Below are 15,262 nucleotides of genomic sequence, written 5' to 3' on the forward strand. Positions count from 1 at the left end.
TTGGTGATAAATGTTCGAATCTGTTCTATCTGTTGACTCGTGTAGATCCCGGTGGAAGACTCATGAAGAACCCAACAAGGGACGCTTCGCAAGCTGCGCCTGCAGCTTCAGGAAAGGCAAACAATGACGTTTTCGATCGGTGTTGTGGGTGCCGGGCAGTTCGGCAGCCAGTTCGCACACTTGTTCAAGCTCCACCCGGGCGTCAGCGCGGTCTACGCAGTGGATGAACTCCCCGAGCGTGCAGCTGCAGCCCAGGAACGCTGGGGCCTGGATGGCGTCAAGGGCAGCTTTGAAGAGTTGTTGGAGTCCGACGTCGATGCTGTCGCCATCTTCACGCAGCGGTGGACCCACGGGCCTTTGGTCGAGCGTGCGCTGCGCGCTGGAAAGCACGTCTATTCAGCCGTGCCGATGGCCATTTCCGAAGAAGAAATCGCCCGGATCATCGAAGCCGTACGCGAGACCAAGCTTGTGTACGCGATGGGGGAGACCAGCTACTACAACCCCGCCACGGTGTTCGCCCGCCAGCAACACGCCGCCGGCAAATTCGGCAGGATCTTCTACACCGAGGGCGACTATGTCCACGACATGGACCTGGGATTCTACGAGGCCTACCAGTACAGCGGCGGAGAGCGTTGGAAGGAAACCGCCAGCTACCCGCCCATGCTCTACCCGACCCACGCTATTGGCGGCGTCCTTGGCGCTGTGCCCGGCCACGCGGTCAGTGTCAGCTGCATCGGAGTGAAGGACCAGCGTGGCGACGGTGTCTTCGACAAGGAAGTCAGCATGTTCGCCAACGATTTTTCCAACGCCACGGCGCTGTTCGAAATGAACGACGGCGGTGCGATGCGCACCAATGAGATGCGCCGCGTCGGCTACCCCTCGCACATCCGGGAATCACGCTTCCGCTTCTTCGGCACGGACGCCAGCTTTGAACAACTCGCTACCACCACGGTGTGGCAGGACAAGTCTTCCGTGCAGGACGTGTCCGAGCAGGTGGAAACCAAACCGACCATGTCCGCCGATGATCCCTCCCTGGCAGACGTGGCGCCCGAGCTGCGGGACGCCTTCATCTCAGGCCTTGCACCGGTTCACGATCAGTCCCGTTTGCCCGACGAGTTCCTGGGCGCACCCAACGGGCATGAAGGCAGCCACCAATTCCTGGTGGACGACTTCGTGACGGCCGTGAACAACCGGACGCTTCCACCGGTCAATGCCTGGGTGGCCGCCCGCTTCACCCTCCCTGGGATCGTCGCCCACGAATCCGCGCTTCGTGCTGGGGAGCGGCTTCCCATCCGCGACTTCGGTGATGCTCCCGTGGAGTAGCTAGCATTTACCTCATGACATCAACAGCAGTACAAACCCCGCGCGGCCCGGTTACACGCAAAGACGTGGCCCGGTACGCCGGGGTGAGTACCGCCGTCGTGAGTTATGTGGTGAACGGTGGGCCCAAGAACGTAGCCCCTGCCACGGAAGCCAAGGTGCGTGATGCCATCCGTGTCCTGGGGTACCGGCCGAACGCTGCGGCGCGGGCGCTGAAGCTGGGTTCCAGCGAGACGATCGGCGTCGTAGTGCCGGATAACACCAACCCGTTCTTCACGCATCTGGCCCATGCCGTGGAAGAGGCGGCCTCGGAACTGGGCTACGGGATGGTGCTCACCAACTCCGATGGCAGCCTGACCCGCGAGCGGAAGAACATCCGGACCTTGGCCGCGCGCCAGGTGGACGGAGTGTTCCTGGCCAGCTGTGTGTTCGACCCCGACGTCACGGAGTTGGAGGCCTCGGAAATCCCGTCGGTCCTCTTGAACAACGCGGGATCCCCGCCGGGTTTTGCCAGCGTTGGCGTGGACCTGGAAGCCGGCGGCCGGGCCGCTGTCCAGCACCTGATAGGCCATGGACACACGAACATCGGCCTGGCCATCGGCACCAACACCGGCAACCAACTGGACGGGCGCGAAGTTGGCTGGCTGGCCTCGCTGCGTGAGGCCGGCTTGCCGGATGGCCCCATGCTGCACAGCCCGTTCACCCGGCCCGGCGGCTACGAAGTGGGCAAGCGATTCCTGTCCATGGCCAACCGGCCCACTGCGATTTTTGCCAGTAACGACATGCAGGCCATCGGCATCCTCCGCGCTTTCCACGAGGCCGGGGTCAGGGTGCCCGAGGACATGGCGCTGGTGTCCTTCGACGGGTCCTTGGACTCCGAATACAGTTGGCCCGCGCTGACCACGGTGGCCCAACCGGTCCAACTGATGGCAGAAGCCGCCGTTCGGGCGTTGGTGGGCAAGGGCCGCTCCGAGGAACCACAGCACCACATCCTGCCCACCGAGCTGATCATCCGGCAGTCCTGCGGCTGCAAATAGCCCCGCCGAGGTTGCAGTTCACACCCATGTTTTTGGAAAACACGGGTGTGAACTGCCAACTCGCGGGAGGTTACGACGGCGGCGGGCGGCTATGAGTCCATGCTCGCGTAGCGCTCCGGGCGGGCCAGCACCTGGCTGATCTGCGCCGTCCCGGCAGCGACGGCCAGACGGACCAGCAGGAAACCGGCGGCGAACACTCCGCCAATGGTCAGGAACACCACAGGCTGGGTCAACAACACCATGCCCGTCAGCGGCAGGACCAGCGCGGCCGCGGCGGCCGCCGAAATGCCAGCTACCAGGAACAACGGCGACATCACGGCTTTGACCCGCGACGCCACCATGAGCTTGCGCGGCATGCCCACGCGATCCAAGGCCACCAGCGTCGAAGCCCGGTCGAGCACCGCGGCTGCCTGGTTCACACCCGCTGAACACGCCACCATCAGGAACGAACCCAGCAGGGTGATCATCACGCCCGTGTTGATGTCCCGGACCAACAAGGCCGTCTCATCCGTGGCGTTGCCGCCCATGGTGTCGGCCACAGCCATGCCGACGCCCACGAAGACCCCTACGAAGCTGGTCATCGCGACGCCCCCAACTTGCCGCCACGATTCCTTGGGGCTTTCCAGCACGGTCCGGGCTGCCAGCAATTGCTCGGGCCGCTTGGCCCGCTTGAGCTGCGAGGACGCCCGCAACCTCAGGATCCACGGACCCATCAGGTTCAACGCCAGCAACGCCAGGCCAAAACAACCGCCCATGACGGCGATGATCACAATGAACGCGCCAAAGCTGCTGAGCATACCCATCGCCATCACGCCGACCACCACCACAACAGCCGCGATGAGTCCGCGAACCCAATGGACGCCGTCGGCCGTTTGCCTGGTCCTGACGCCCAGCGGGGTGACCACGACCTTGCGAAGTCCCAGGGCAGCGCTCGCCGCGGCCAGCACACAGACGCCCAGGATGCAGCCGAGGATGGAGGGCACGGACAGCCAGGCGTGGCCGGCGATGGCTTGTCCGCGGAACTGGATCAGCCCCAGGAAGGGCGCTGCGCAGGCGTACAGCCCCGCCCCCGCGAGCGCTCCCACTGCCGCGAGCACCGTGGACTCGATGACGGTCATCCAGACCACTGTGGCGCTGTCCGCGCCCAACAAGCGCAAGGATGCCAAGCGGTCATCACGACGGCGGGCGGCGAGTCGGGCGGCCGAGGCGCCGAGGGTCAGGAGCGGGATGATGAGCAAGACCATGGCGACGACGGCGAGCGCTTGGTAAGTGCCTGCGATGTCGTCCGACCAGGACCAGAAAACCTGCGAGCCGCCGGCCACGGTCAGGAGCAGGGCTGTGACTGTTCCGAAGGCGAGGACCGGCAGTCCGGCGTCGCGGAGGCCTGTTTCGCGGAGACTGCTGCCGCTGCTTCGTGCCAGGTACGGGGTGAGCCGGAGGGCCATGGAGAGACTAGACATTGAAGGCACCCTTGAAGCTGGTGGTGGACGGTGCCGGTGTAGCCTGCGGGCTTGGCTGAACAGGCCCGCCGCTGTCCGCCACGATCCTGCCGTCGCGCAATTCCACCACCCGCTGGCATCGGGCTGCCACATTGGGATCGTGGGTGACCACCAGCAACGTGCGCCCGTTGGCTGCTACCGAGCGAAGCAGGACGTCCAGGACTTCATTGGAGGTGGTGGAGTCCAAGGCACCGGTGGGCTCATCAGCAAAGACAACCCGGGCGCCCGTGACCTGGGCCCGGGCGATGGCTACACGCTGGACCTGTCCGCCGGACAGCTCGCCCAACCGGCGCTGCTCCATGCCGGCCAGGCCCAACGCTCCAAGCCATTCGGCGGCACGGGACTCGGAGGTTGCGCGGTCTGTGCCGTTGAGCATCAGCGCCAGTGCAACGTTCTCCACGGCGGTCAGTTCCGGCAGGAGCATGCCCTGCTGGAACACGAAGCCGAACTCTTCCCTGCGCAGGCGGGACAACGCTGCGTCGCCCAGGGTATCCAGGCGCAAAGGTGCCGTTGGCGTGTTCAAGGTGATCGAACCGGCGTCGGGCCTTAAGATCCCGGCGAGGCAGTGCAGCAGGGTGGTCTTGCCCGAACCGGAGGGGCCGATGATCGCGATGGATTCGCCGGCGTTCGCGGTGAAGTCGACGTGGTCCAGCGCAATGCTGCCGGGGTAATGCTTGGTGAGTTGCTGGGCGTGGAGGATGGCGTTCATAAATCCAGCTTCGCCGAATGGCGCCTCCGCCGGCGTCAGTCCCGCGGATGAACTCTGCGGCCACGCCTCCACCCGGGGTATGAGACCCAAGTAGGTAGCAGTTGACGTCGTTTTGAGCTCTCAGAATGACGTCAACTGCGACCTACTTGGGTGAGGCCCCGGATGAAGACTTCTTCATTCCCGTTTCATCAACCCCTCATAGTGGCCTGCAACGATGAACGCATGCAAACAATGCGACGAGTTCTCCTGCTGGGGGCGCTGCTGGTGGTTCCGGTGCTTCTTGCGGTGGCCGGAACCCTGCTTGCGGCTCCTTCAGGACCGCCGGCCGTGGATGCGAATCCGATTGAGTTGGGGCCTGGGCCTGACGGCAGGCCGGCGCCGGGCCTTGAGCCCACGCCCTCACCGACGACGCCCGCCCCTGCGCCCACGACGCCCGCCCCTGCACCCACCACGACGCCTCCGCCGGTGGCCCCGGCTCCCGCCCCGCCTGTCGTGCCACAGCCGGTGGTTCCTGTTCCGGTGGTGCCGCCCGTGGTGATTGATGACGATGACGATGCTGGAGAGGTGGACGACTGATGACGATGACGGACACCACCGCAAACACTGCACCACTGCCCGCCGTCCCGGAAAGGCATCCCCGCACTGGCAACCCCGGCGCCCGGTCCGGCTCGAAAGTTCCGGCCCGTTGGCGGATCGCGGGGTGGATCCTGCTGACCACGGCCCTGACGTTGCTCGCCGTGATGCTGACCATGCGTTCCCTGCTGTTGAACGGCGCGCAAACCCAGGCACATCAGGACATCACCCAGGAGCTCCAGGAATTCCGTGCTTTCGCCGCGGAGGGTGTGGACCCCACCACGGCCAAGCCTTTTACCTCGATTGAGAAGATGCTGGAGATCTTCCTCAGCCGGCAGTCGGCGGCGCAAGGCGAGGTGATTGTGGGAACGGTGGGCCAACGCATCCTCTACACGCCCACGGGTGCGCTCAGCTCGCAGGCAAACGGCCACGACCTCCCGCGGGATCAAGCGTTGATGGACTCGATCCGCACCGGCGATGCTTCATCGGGGATCGCGCATACCAGTGAGGGAGAGATGCACTGGGTTCGCCTGCCCGTGGTTTCCGGTAACGAGACGGGTCACCTGATTGTGGGAATTTATATGGCCCCGCGTGAGGCACAGGTGGCGGGAACAGTCCTCACCATCTTCTTCGTGTCGCTGGGTGGGTTGGCTGTGACGGCTGGCATTGCGTGGCTGGTGGCAGGCCAGATCCTGTCGCCGGTCCGTGAAGTCCGCCGCGTGGCGGAGGACATTTCCGAAAGCGACCTGACCGCGCGTGTTCCGGTCAGGGGCAGTGATGACATTTCGGCGCTCGCCGTCACGTTCAACACCATGCTGGATCGCATTGAATCGGCGTACCGGACCCAGCGGGCGTTTGTCGATGACGCGTCGCATGAACTGCGCACGCCCATCACAGTGATCCGGGGACATCTTGAACTCATGGAAGACAACGAGGCAGACAGGGCCCGCACCCTGGCGCTGGTGGACGATGAGCTGGCCAGGATGGGACGGATTGTGTCGGACTTGCTGCTTCTGGCCAAGGTGGACCGTCCGGGCTTCGCGCAGCCCCGGCGCACCGACGCTGCAACACTCCTGCTTGATATTGAGGCGAAAGCACAGGTTTTGGGGCCCAGGGGATGGCCCATCCTGGAGATTGCCGAGGGCAGCATCAGCGTTGATACGCAGCGGATGACCCAGGCGGTCCTGCAGTTGGCCACCAATGCGTGCCAGTACTCCCCGGAGGAGAGCACCGTCAGCCTTGGGTCGCGCTTTGAAGGCGAAGGTGGCGCCCGTCAGTTCACCATCTGGGTTTCGGATCAAGGACGAGGCGTGGAGGAGGAAGAAGCGGCCCGTATCTTCGGCCGTTTCCACCGGGGCCAGGCGGCGCAGGATACCGAGCGTGCCCGGCCGGGTGCCGGCTTGGGACTGGCCATAGTCCGCAGCATCGCCGAAGCCCACCATGGTTCTGCCTGGGTTCGCAGCACCCGGGGAAGCGGAGCAACGTTCGGCATCACGGTGCCGTCACCGATATACGACGACGACGGCGATGCCGGCTCGGGCGGGAACGTCACCGAACGCCTGGATGAAGTGAAGGAGCACCAACAGTGAGCAGGATCCTGATCGCAGAGGATGATCGTCGGATTGCCGACTTCATCGAAAAGGGATTGAGGGCCGCCGGCTACACGTGCCTGGTGGTGGACGATGGCGCCAGCGCCTTGCTGCTGGCACGTTCCGGCGAGTTCGGCATGATCATCCTGGACATAGGCCTTCCCATGCTGAGCGGCTTCGAAGTCCTTGAACGGCTGCGGAGTGAAGGTTCCAAGACGCCGGTGATCGTGTTGACGGCCAGCGACTCCGTGGCTGACACCGTGTACGGGCTGGAAAGCGGCGCCAACGATTACATGACAAAGCCGTTCCAGTTCGCGGAGTTGCTGGCCCGGATCCGGTTGCGGTTGAACGATGACGCTGACAGTTCGCCGGTCCTGAACCTCACACATGGTGACATGGTCCTGGACCTTCGAAGCCGTAGGGTCCGTGTTGGTGATGCCGGCGCCGACCTGACAGCCCGCGAGTTCTCGCTCCTGGAGGTCTTCCTGCGCCATCCCGGCCAGGTGCTCACCAGGGAGCAGTTGATTTCGCACGCCTGGAACATGGACTTCGATCCAGCGTCGAACGTGGTGGACGTGTACGTCCGCGCGCTCCGGGCCAAAATTGGAGCGGAACGGCTGGAGACCGTCCGCGGCGCGGGGTATCGGCTGACATGAGGCAGGTCTATTACAGCTCAGCCCCCTCCACACCGGCGGATCCGGCGGAGGTTGATACGGGCAGGAAGATCTTTGGCGTCCTCCGCCCGGCAGCAGCCATCGCACTGGTCGCGGCGCTGGCCATCATGGTGGCGTTCGCCGTGAACTCGGTCAACGGATGGGGTCTGGACGGCCATGCAGCGGTGACCCTCTGCATCTTTGTGGCTGCCATGTGGTTCTGGATTTTCTCCCCCGTTGAGGACACCTACGTAGCCTTGGGGGCCGCCGTCGCGCTGGTCATCAGCGGGACTCTTCCCACGCAGAGCCTCTTTGCTGCACTGGGCGAGGACACCATCTGGTTGTTGATGGCCGCGTTCGTCATTGCCAGCGCCGTCGCGTCCACCGGTCTGGCGGCGAGGGGCGCTGCCTTCATCATTTCCGGTGCACGATCGGTCCGTCAGTTGGCGTATCTGTCCTGCCTGGGCCTGGTAGTAACCGCCTTCGCGATTCCGGCGACCTCCGGCAGGGCAGCGCTGGTCCTGCCCATCTTCCTCACGTTGCGCAAAGTGCTCCAGGACCGGCCTGCCGTGGTGAAGATGCTCGCAGTGCTGTTTCCCACGGTGATCCTCCTGTCCGCGGTGAGCTCGTTCCTGGGCGCCGGAGCTCATTTGATCACCAGCCAGATCCTTCAGTCCGCTGGGTTTCCCGGCTTTGACTTTGCTTCGTGGCTGTTGCTGGGCCTGCCGTTGGCTTTGGTCTCGTCCTTCATGGCGGCTGAACTGGTAGTCAGGCTGTTTACGGCGGCCGGTGACAGGACCAAACCCCTGGCAATCGACCTGGCCGAGCTGCAGAGGGACAGCACCCAACGCATCAGCGGACCACTGGACCTGGACGAGCAACGGTCCCTTCTGTTGCTCGCCGCCGTAGTGACCCTGTGGTGTACCGAACCGATCCACGGACTCGACCCCGCCTTGGTGGCCCTGATGGGAGCGCTGGTGGTTTCCCTGCCATGCTACGGATCCGTCACCTTGGGTTCCGCGCTGAAGAAGGTGCCCTGGTCCATGTTGATCTTCATGGCCGCCACCCTGGCCCTGGGATCAAGCCTGGTGACCACAGGCGCGGCTGCCTGGCTTGCGAATTCCCTGATGGGACCTGTCGCCGTGTTCGGCGCGGCGAAACCCTACCTTTTCGTGGTGGTTGTGGTGGTGGTATCCACTGCAGCGCACTTGGTGATCCAATCCCGATCAGCCCGTTCCGCTGTCCTCATCCCCATCGTGGTGGCTTCGGCGGCGCCCATGGGCGTGGAACCGATGGCAGCTGCGTTTGCTTCCACCGCCGCAGCAGGTTTCTGCCACACGCTCACCAGTTCCGCCAAACCGGTGGCCATCTTTGCCGAGACGGACGGTCAGCCCAACTACCAGCCGGCGGATCTCCTCCGGCTCTCAGCCTGGCTGGCACCCCTGAGCGCCGTCGTCGTCCTGCTCTTTTCCTTCCTGGTCTGGCCCCTGCTGGGCCTGCCGCTCATCACTTCGCCATAACCCACAAGAAAAAGGTGCCCTCATGGTCATGTCCATTCCGCAACGCATTCTGGTTGCACCGTCCGGTTTCAAGGAAAGTCTCGACGCCGTGGAAGTCGCCGCCGCGATTTCGGCCGGGATCCGCCGGGTTATCCCGGGCGTCAGCATCAACTCAGTCCCCATGGCAGACGGTGGCGAGGGCACCGCCGCAGCGCTCGCCAGCGCGACCGGGGGCAAGATCATCCGTACGCGGGTCACCGGTCCGGTAGGCCTGCCTGTGGATTCCCACTTTGCTGTCCTCGGCACAGTGGACCGGCCCACAGCCGTGGTGGAGATGGCTGCTGCCGCGGGCCTGCGCCTGGTCCCCGGAACCATGCGAAACCCCGGCCTGACCACCACCCGAGGTGTGGGGGAGTTGATCCTGGCGGCCCTGGACCAGGGTGCCGAACGCATCGTGGTGGGCTGCGGGGATTCAGGAACGTCCGACGGCGGGGCCGGCGCCTTGCGCGCCATGGGCGTAAGAATCCTGGACGTCCACGGCAACGACCTCCCGGAGGGCGGCGCTGCGCTGGCAGATGCCGGGAGCGTGGACTTCTCCGGCCTTGATCCGCGCCTGGCCGGATGCCGGTTGGAGCTGGCACTGAATCCGTTCAATGTCCTCTGCGGTCCGCAGGGCGTGGCCCGGGTTTTCGGGCCGCAGAAGGGTGCCACGCCGGAGCAGGTGGAACAACTGTCCCAAGGCCTGGACCACTGGGCCGCCCTGCTGGCCGAAGCCACCGGGACGCCGGAGGAATTCCTCAGGAGCGGTGCGGGAACAGGAGCCTCCGGTGGACTCGGGGCCGGTCTCGCTGCGGTGGGCGGCCGACTGGTGCCGCGATTCGAACTCTTGCTGGATTCAGGACTGGCCGGGATCGACCTCGACGCTCACATCGCCAACGCTGACCTGGTGGTCACGGCGGAAGGCGCCATCGATTTCCAGACACCCCGGGGAAAAGTCCCGGCAGAAGTTGCACGCCGCGCCCAGCGGGCAGGAGTCCCCGTGCTGGCGTTCGCAGGTTCCATTGGCAAGGACGCAGCCGATGTCCACGCCGCCGGCATTGACGCGATCGCCGGGATCATCCCGATTCCCATGGACCTGGACCGGGCCGTTGCCGAAGGAGCCACGCTGTTGCAGGAAGCTACTGAGCGCACCTTCCGGGTCCTGCTGTTGGGCTCGGCCATCTCGTCCCGGGTGGGGGCTGCAGCCTAAGCTCTTACGCGCCGGCGATCCTCACCCTGGCCACATTCTCGGCCAGCACGCGTCGGGCGTCCTCGCCCAGCAGTGAATCCGTGATCAACTCGTCGGCCTCCTCCAACTGCGCGATCGAGGCGATGCCCACCACGCCCCACTTGCTGTGATCAGCCAACACAACGGTGCTCCGTGCGGATGTCATGAAGGCCCGGTCAGTTTCTGCCTCCAGCAGGTTCGGCGTAGTGAAACCGGCCTGGGCATCCATGCCGTGGACTCCCAGGAACAGGACATCGAGGTGGAGCTGCTTCAGGGAGGCCGTAGCAATCGGTCCCACCAAAGCATCGGACGGCGTGCGCTCGCCGCCGATCAGGATCACCGTGGAACCGAACCGGGCGGGCCCTGATGAGGACCCGTGATGAAAGAGGTCGGCGATGCGTACGGAGTTGGTGACCACAGTAATGCGGGGGCCGTGGACCAGTTCCTGGGCAAGGGCCCACGTGGTTGTTCCGGCGCTGAGGCCGATCGCCATGCCTTCCTGAACCATCGAGGCAGCCTCGACGGCAATGGCGTGCTTCTCCGCGGTAAGCTGCGTGGATTTCAGCTCAAAGCCCGGTTCATGGGTGCTAGCATCACCGGGCAGCTTGGCACCGCCGTGGATACGTTCCACGCGGCCGGTTTCCTCGAGTGCTTCGATGTCCCGCCGGACGGTCATGGGGGAGACCCCCAGCAATTGCGCGAGGTCAGAGACCCGGACCACGCGCTCACGCTGGACGGCGTCGATGATGGCGGAGTGGCGTGCTGCCTGAAGCATCAGGGCCTTTCTGGAACTTCGTCAAACAGGGGGCTGAGTCTGGCTCCAGTCTAGGACGCGGCCCCTCCGCCCGGCGGCTCATCGGGTCGCGGCGTCGTCACGCACGCGTCACGGACCTGCCCTAAAGCACGACGACGCCGCTCACCCCGTAAGGTGAGCGGCGCCGTCGTGCATTACTTACTTGCGGAGCGAATCCGCGATCTGCTGCATGATGCCGGGGTCTGCCAGTGTGGTGGCGTCGCCGGTGTCGCGGCCTTCTGCGATGTCTTTGAGGAGGCGGCGGACGATCTTGCCGGAGCGCGTCTTGGGTAGTTCCGGAACGATCAGCAACTGCTTGGGCTTGGCGATCGGGCCGATTTCCTTGCCCACGTGGTTCCGCAGTTCCAGGACGGTTTCGTCTCCGTTGTTCACGGCATCGCCGCGAAGGATGACGAACGCGACGACGGACTGGCCGGTGGTCTCGTCCGCGGCGCCAACGACGGCTGCTTCGGCCACGGACGGGTGGCTGACCAGCGCGGACTCGATTTCCGTGGTGGAGAGGCGGTGGCCGGAGACGTTCATGACATCGTCCACGCGGCCCAGGAGCCAGACGTCGCCGTCCTCGTCCTTCTTGGCGCCGTCACCGGCGAAGTACATGGCCTCGAAGCGGGACCAATAGGTGTCCTTGAACCGCTCGGGGTCGCCCCAAATGCCGCGCAGCATGGACGGCCACGGTTCGCGGACCACCAAGTAGCCGCCTTCACCGTTGGCCACTGGCTGGCCGGCTTCGTCCACCACGTCCACGGCGATGCCGGGCAGCGGAACCTGCGCGGAACCGGGCTTGGTGGCTGTGACGCCGGGCAGCGGGGCGATCATTTGCGCGCCGGTTTCGGTCTGCCACCAGGTGTCCACGATCGGGGCGGGGTGTTCCTTCTTTTCGCCGTTCTTCCCGGCGTTGGCGCCGATAACGTCCCGGTACCACATCCACGCTTCGGGGTTGATGGATTCGCCCACGGAGCCCAGGACGCGGATGGAGGAAAGATCGTACTTGTCCGGGATGTCCCGGCCCCACTTCATGAACGTCCGGATGGCAGTGGGTGCGGTGTACAGGATGGAGACCTTGTACTTCTCCACGATTTCCCACCAGCGGCCCTGGTGCGGGGAGTCCGGGGTGCCTTCGTACATGACCTGGGTGGCGCCGTTGATGAGCGGCGCGTAGGTGACGTACGAGTGGCCGGTGACCCATCCGACGTCGGCGGTGCACCAGTACACATCCGTTTCCGGGTGGAGGTCGAACACCGCCTTGTGCGTGTACGCGCCCTGGGTGAGGTAGCCGCCGGTGGTGTGCAGGATGCCCTTGGGCTTGCCGGTGGTGCCGGAGGTGTAGAGGATGAACAGCGGGTGTTCGGAGTCATGCCCGACGGCGGTGTGTTCCTTCTCTGCGGCGTCTACAGTGTCGCTCCACCAGAGGTCGCGGCCTTCCACCCAGTTGACGTCTTCGCCGTTGCGCTTGACCACCACAACGTTCTGGACGGTATGACCTTCTTTGGACAGGGCTTCATCCACTGCGGGCTTCAGGGCACTGGGCTTGCCTCGGCGGTAGGTGCCATCGGCTGTGACCACCAGCTTGGCTTCGGCGTCCTCGATCCGGGAACGCAGGGCATCGGCGGAGAAGCCACCGAAGACCACGGAGTGCACGGCACCGATCCTGGCGCAGGCAAGGAGCGTGATGACGGCCTCGGGGATCATGGGCAGGTAGACGGCCACGCGGTCGCCCTTGGCCACGCCGAGGGACTCGAAAGCGTTGGCGGCCTTCTTCACCTCTTCGGTCAGCTGCGCGTACGTGTAGGTGCGGGTGTCCCCGGGCTCGCCTTCAAAGTAGATAGCGACGCGGTCGCCCAAGCCATTCTCTACATGGCGGTCCAGCGCGTTGTACGCAGCGTTGACCTCGCCACCGACGAACCACTTGGCGAACGGCGGGTTGGACCAATCCAAGGCCTCGGTGAAGTCCTTGTCCCAGGTCAACAGCTCGCGGGCCTGCTTGGCCCAGAACGCGGGACGGTCCGCTTCGGCCTCTTTGTAGGCATCAGCGCTTGTGACGGCGTTCGCGGCGAATTCGGCCGACGGCGCGAACTTGCGGTTCTCATGGAGGAGGTTTTCAAGTGCCTCCACGTGGGGGGCCTGACCATTCTGAGCAGTTGAAGCTGCAGCAGTGGCCGTGGATCCGGTGGTGTCCTGGGACATGGTGAACCTCATCATTCATCGATCTTTGCTGCGCGGAACCTGCCGCGAGGTTCCCGCCCGGGCCGTCGTCGGCGTCGAACGTCTCCCCGAAAGGTCCGCAGAGTGCTGTCCGCCATCAACACTATCGCTTTGGAAGGTCCTACGTGTGCGTCGTCACAAACGTGCCAGCGAGCGGCGCGGATTTAGCGACGAATGGCACCGTCAGGGGTGGGGAACCGTTTACATGACGCACGACTTACCTGCGCGACTTACCTGCGCGAGTTACCCGCGCGACTTACCTGCGCGACGGCGGCGCATGGCCGCGGCAGCATGCGCTGCCGCGACCAGTCACTTTCTGTAAGGGACCTTGGAGTTTGCTGTGGGCGAAGCCGGATGGCCGTTTTCAGCTAGAACCCTGTCAGTGGGGTGGCATAGGCTGAAGAAGTCTTGGGACGCACCTCGAGCGTGACCGGTTTTCCGCGGAATCCTGCGGGGGTCACCTGTCCGGACTGCCCAAGACGCCGCCGTACGAAGGAGAAATAGATGAACCAGCTGAGCCCAGGCCCGCACGACTCACCCCGGACGGGACCGGACACCACGGCTGGAACGGCCACCGCACCGGGTGGCAACGCTGCTGGGAATCCTGACGCTGCCAAGAACGACGCCACCAAGTACGACGCCACCAAGTACGACGCCGTCGCAGGGCCGTTCACCATCCGTGACCTGACAGTCTTCGGCTCCACGCTGCTGATGTTCGTCGCTTCCCTGCTGCCCATGTTCGGAGAGCGTTACAACCTCTGGAACCTTGGAAACCTGTTTTTCCTGCTGCTGGGTATCATTCTGCCGCTGGTTGTGGTGGCACTCTTTGTTGCCCGCAGATTGCAGCCGGGAACCATCGTCCGCGTAGGTTCGCTGTCTGTTGACCAGTTCGCGTCCGTCACGGCGTCATTCGCATTCCCGCTCTTCTTCCTGACCATCGCCAACTCCTTCAACGGCGGCGTGCTGCTGGGCCTGATCGGCTCCGTGGGCCTCCTGGCCGCAACCGTCCTTGCTCCGCACCTTCCGTGGCTGTCGGCCGATTTCAAGGGCCGCACCGAAACGCCGGCCCACGTTGTTGCCCGCGAAGCCGCTGTGCCCAGCCGCAAGCCCGCGGCCCCCAAAGCGCCCAAGGAACCCACAGCTCCCAAGACCGCCGCAGGAACGTCCGCGGCTGCTCCGGCGCCCGGGTTCCAAGGATCGACGCCCGGACACCAGGCTCCGGGCGCGTCCGTTCACGGGTCGCAGGCATCTGGCTCGCAGGCATCCGGATTCCAGGTCCCTGCCGCGGCGGCGGCTGCGGCGTCCACTGGAGCAGCCCCTACGGGAGCGCAAGGCACCGGTGCTTCCGGGGCTGGTGCTTCCAGCGCTGGTGCTGCGGGTGCCGGAGGCGCTGGTGCTACCGGTTCCAGCCCGTTCGCTCCGCCAGCCAGCTACGGAGCTGCACAGTCGGCCGCAACGGAGGCTCCCGCCGTCGTGCATTCAGCGGACGGCACCTCAACAGGCAGCATTCCCTCGGACCAGTCTTCCGACGGCAGTCCCTCATCTGAAAGTAAGCCAGCAGAAATGGGCAGCCCCTCACCGGCTGGTTCCGCGACGAGCCAAGCACCGGCCGGGCCCAGCGCTCCTTCTTCCGCGCCCACTCCGGCGCAGGAGCCAGAGAAGGGTGCTGAGGCAGCGACGGAAGCCGGTGAGACTCCGGCGGCCGCTGAGCCTGCCACTACCCAGCACGTGACGCAGCCAGCAGCGCAGCAGCCTGCTGCCCAGCAACCCGCCGCGCAACAGCCGTGGGCTGCCACCATGGCCACTCCCATCGTTTCCGGCGACACCCGGAGAGTCAGCGACTCGATCGGTGCCACCGTGGACCCGGCCAGCCGTCCGGAAGAATCCGATTCCCCGCACTATGAGGCGTTCTGGTTTGCCGTGGCCCAGCCGAGGACTGCGTACGACGAACACTCGGGAGCTCCTGCCTTCAGCATCGAACCCGGTGGCTGGGTGCTCGCGCTGGAGGACCGGGGGCATGAATTCCTGGTGCAGGACACCGACGGCAAGGTTGGGGTTCTTCGGGAGCTCAGCAACATCGAACGCGGCTAAGCAGGGATC

At 65.0% G+C, this 15,262-nt stretch carries 12 protein-coding genes; 8 read left to right on the top strand and 4 right to left on the bottom strand.

Annotated features, from left to right (window positions below):
* The first annotated feature begins 123 nt into the window (after nt 1-123).
* Together AB4Y77_RS09995 and AB4Y77_RS10000 are read left to right on the top strand one after the other, a co-directional pair.
* Nucleotides 124-1,323, top strand: coding sequence for a Gfo/Idh/MocA family protein (locus tag AB4Y77_RS09995; RefSeq protein WP_442013806.1), 1,200 nt, complete (start codon nt 124-126; stop codon nt 1,321-1,323).
* A gap of 14 nt (nt 1,324-1,337) precedes the next feature.
* The gene (locus tag AB4Y77_RS10000; RefSeq protein WP_442013807.1) at nt 1,338-2,357 is read left to right on the top strand and encodes a LacI family DNA-binding transcriptional regulator; all 1,020 of its coding nucleotides are present in this window, start codon (nt 1,338-1,340) and stop codon (nt 2,355-2,357) included.
* A gap of 89 nt (nt 2,358-2,446) precedes the next feature.
* Here the strand turns inward: AB4Y77_RS10000 and AB4Y77_RS10005 are convergent, their stop codons facing one another.
* Both AB4Y77_RS10005 and AB4Y77_RS10010 read right to left on the bottom strand, forming a co-directional pair.
* A complete protein-coding gene (locus AB4Y77_RS10005; RefSeq protein WP_442013965.1) occupies nt 2,447-3,802 on the bottom strand; it encodes an FtsX-like permease family protein in 1,356 nt (451 codons plus the stop codon).
* 7 nt (nt 3,803-3,809) lie between these two features.
* Nucleotides 3,810-4,565 (bottom strand): ABC transporter ATP-binding protein, encoded by a 756-nt coding sequence (locus AB4Y77_RS10010; RefSeq protein WP_311214090.1) that lies wholly within the window; start codon nt 4,563-4,565, stop codon nt 3,810-3,812.
* Nucleotides 4,566-4,787: 222 nt separating this feature from the next.
* Here AB4Y77_RS10010 and AB4Y77_RS10015 point away from each other — a divergent pair, with 222 nt between their 5' ends.
* The 5 genes from AB4Y77_RS10015 to AB4Y77_RS10035 are packed head-to-tail and all read left to right on the top strand — an operon-like array spanning nt 4,788 to nt 10,128.
* Complete coding sequence (locus tag AB4Y77_RS10015; RefSeq protein ID WP_442013808.1) at nt 4,788-5,141, top strand: hypothetical protein; 354 nt, start codon at nt 4,788-4,790, stop codon at nt 5,139-5,141.
* Entirely contained in the window at nt 5,141-6,727 is a 1,587-nt protein-coding gene (locus AB4Y77_RS10020) for an ATP-binding protein (protein ID WP_442013809.1), read from the top strand. Before AB4Y77_RS10015 ends, AB4Y77_RS10020 begins: the two co-directional genes overlap by 1 nt.
* Nucleotides 6,724-7,383, top strand: a complete 660-nt coding sequence (locus AB4Y77_RS10025; protein ID WP_311214074.1) for a response regulator transcription factor — start codon at nt 6,724-6,726, stop codon at nt 7,381-7,383. The genes AB4Y77_RS10020 and AB4Y77_RS10025 overlap by 4 nt, the downstream gene beginning before the upstream one ends.
* On the top strand, nt 7,380-8,900 hold the full coding sequence (locus tag AB4Y77_RS10030; RefSeq protein WP_311214073.1) for an SLC13 family permease: 1,521 nt from the start codon (nt 7,380-7,382) through the stop codon (nt 8,898-8,900). Before AB4Y77_RS10025 ends, AB4Y77_RS10030 begins: the two co-directional genes overlap by 4 nt.
* Before the next feature lie 22 nt (nt 8,901-8,922).
* On the top strand, nt 8,923-10,128 hold the full coding sequence (locus AB4Y77_RS10035; protein WP_442013810.1) for a glycerate kinase family protein: 1,206 nt from the start codon (nt 8,923-8,925) through the stop codon (nt 10,126-10,128).
* 4 nt (nt 10,129-10,132) lie between these two features.
* On the opposite strand, the gene AB4Y77_RS10040 is transcribed toward AB4Y77_RS10035, so the two are convergent.
* Nucleotides 10,133-10,921, bottom strand: coding sequence for a DeoR/GlpR family DNA-binding transcription regulator (locus tag AB4Y77_RS10040; RefSeq protein WP_311214071.1), 789 nt, complete (start codon nt 10,919-10,921; stop codon nt 10,133-10,135).
* 177 nt (nt 10,922-11,098) lie between these two features.
* Nucleotides 11,099-13,144 (bottom strand): acetate--CoA ligase, encoded by a 2,046-nt coding sequence (acs, locus tag AB4Y77_RS10045; protein ID WP_442013966.1) that lies wholly within the window; start codon nt 13,142-13,144, stop codon nt 11,099-11,101.
* 522 nt (nt 13,145-13,666) lie between these two features.
* Between acs and AB4Y77_RS10050 the strand changes: the two genes are divergently transcribed.
* Nucleotides 13,667-15,253: a hypothetical protein gene (locus AB4Y77_RS10050; protein ID WP_442013811.1), complete on the top strand. Its 1,587-nt coding sequence runs from the start codon at nt 13,667-13,669 to the stop codon at nt 15,251-15,253.
* The last annotated feature ends 9 nt before the right edge of the window (nt 15,254-15,262 follow it).

Source organism: Paenarthrobacter sp. YAF11_1 (assembly GCF_052113445.1).
Classification (GTDB): domain Bacteria; phylum Actinomycetota; class Actinomycetes; order Actinomycetales; family Micrococcaceae; genus Arthrobacter.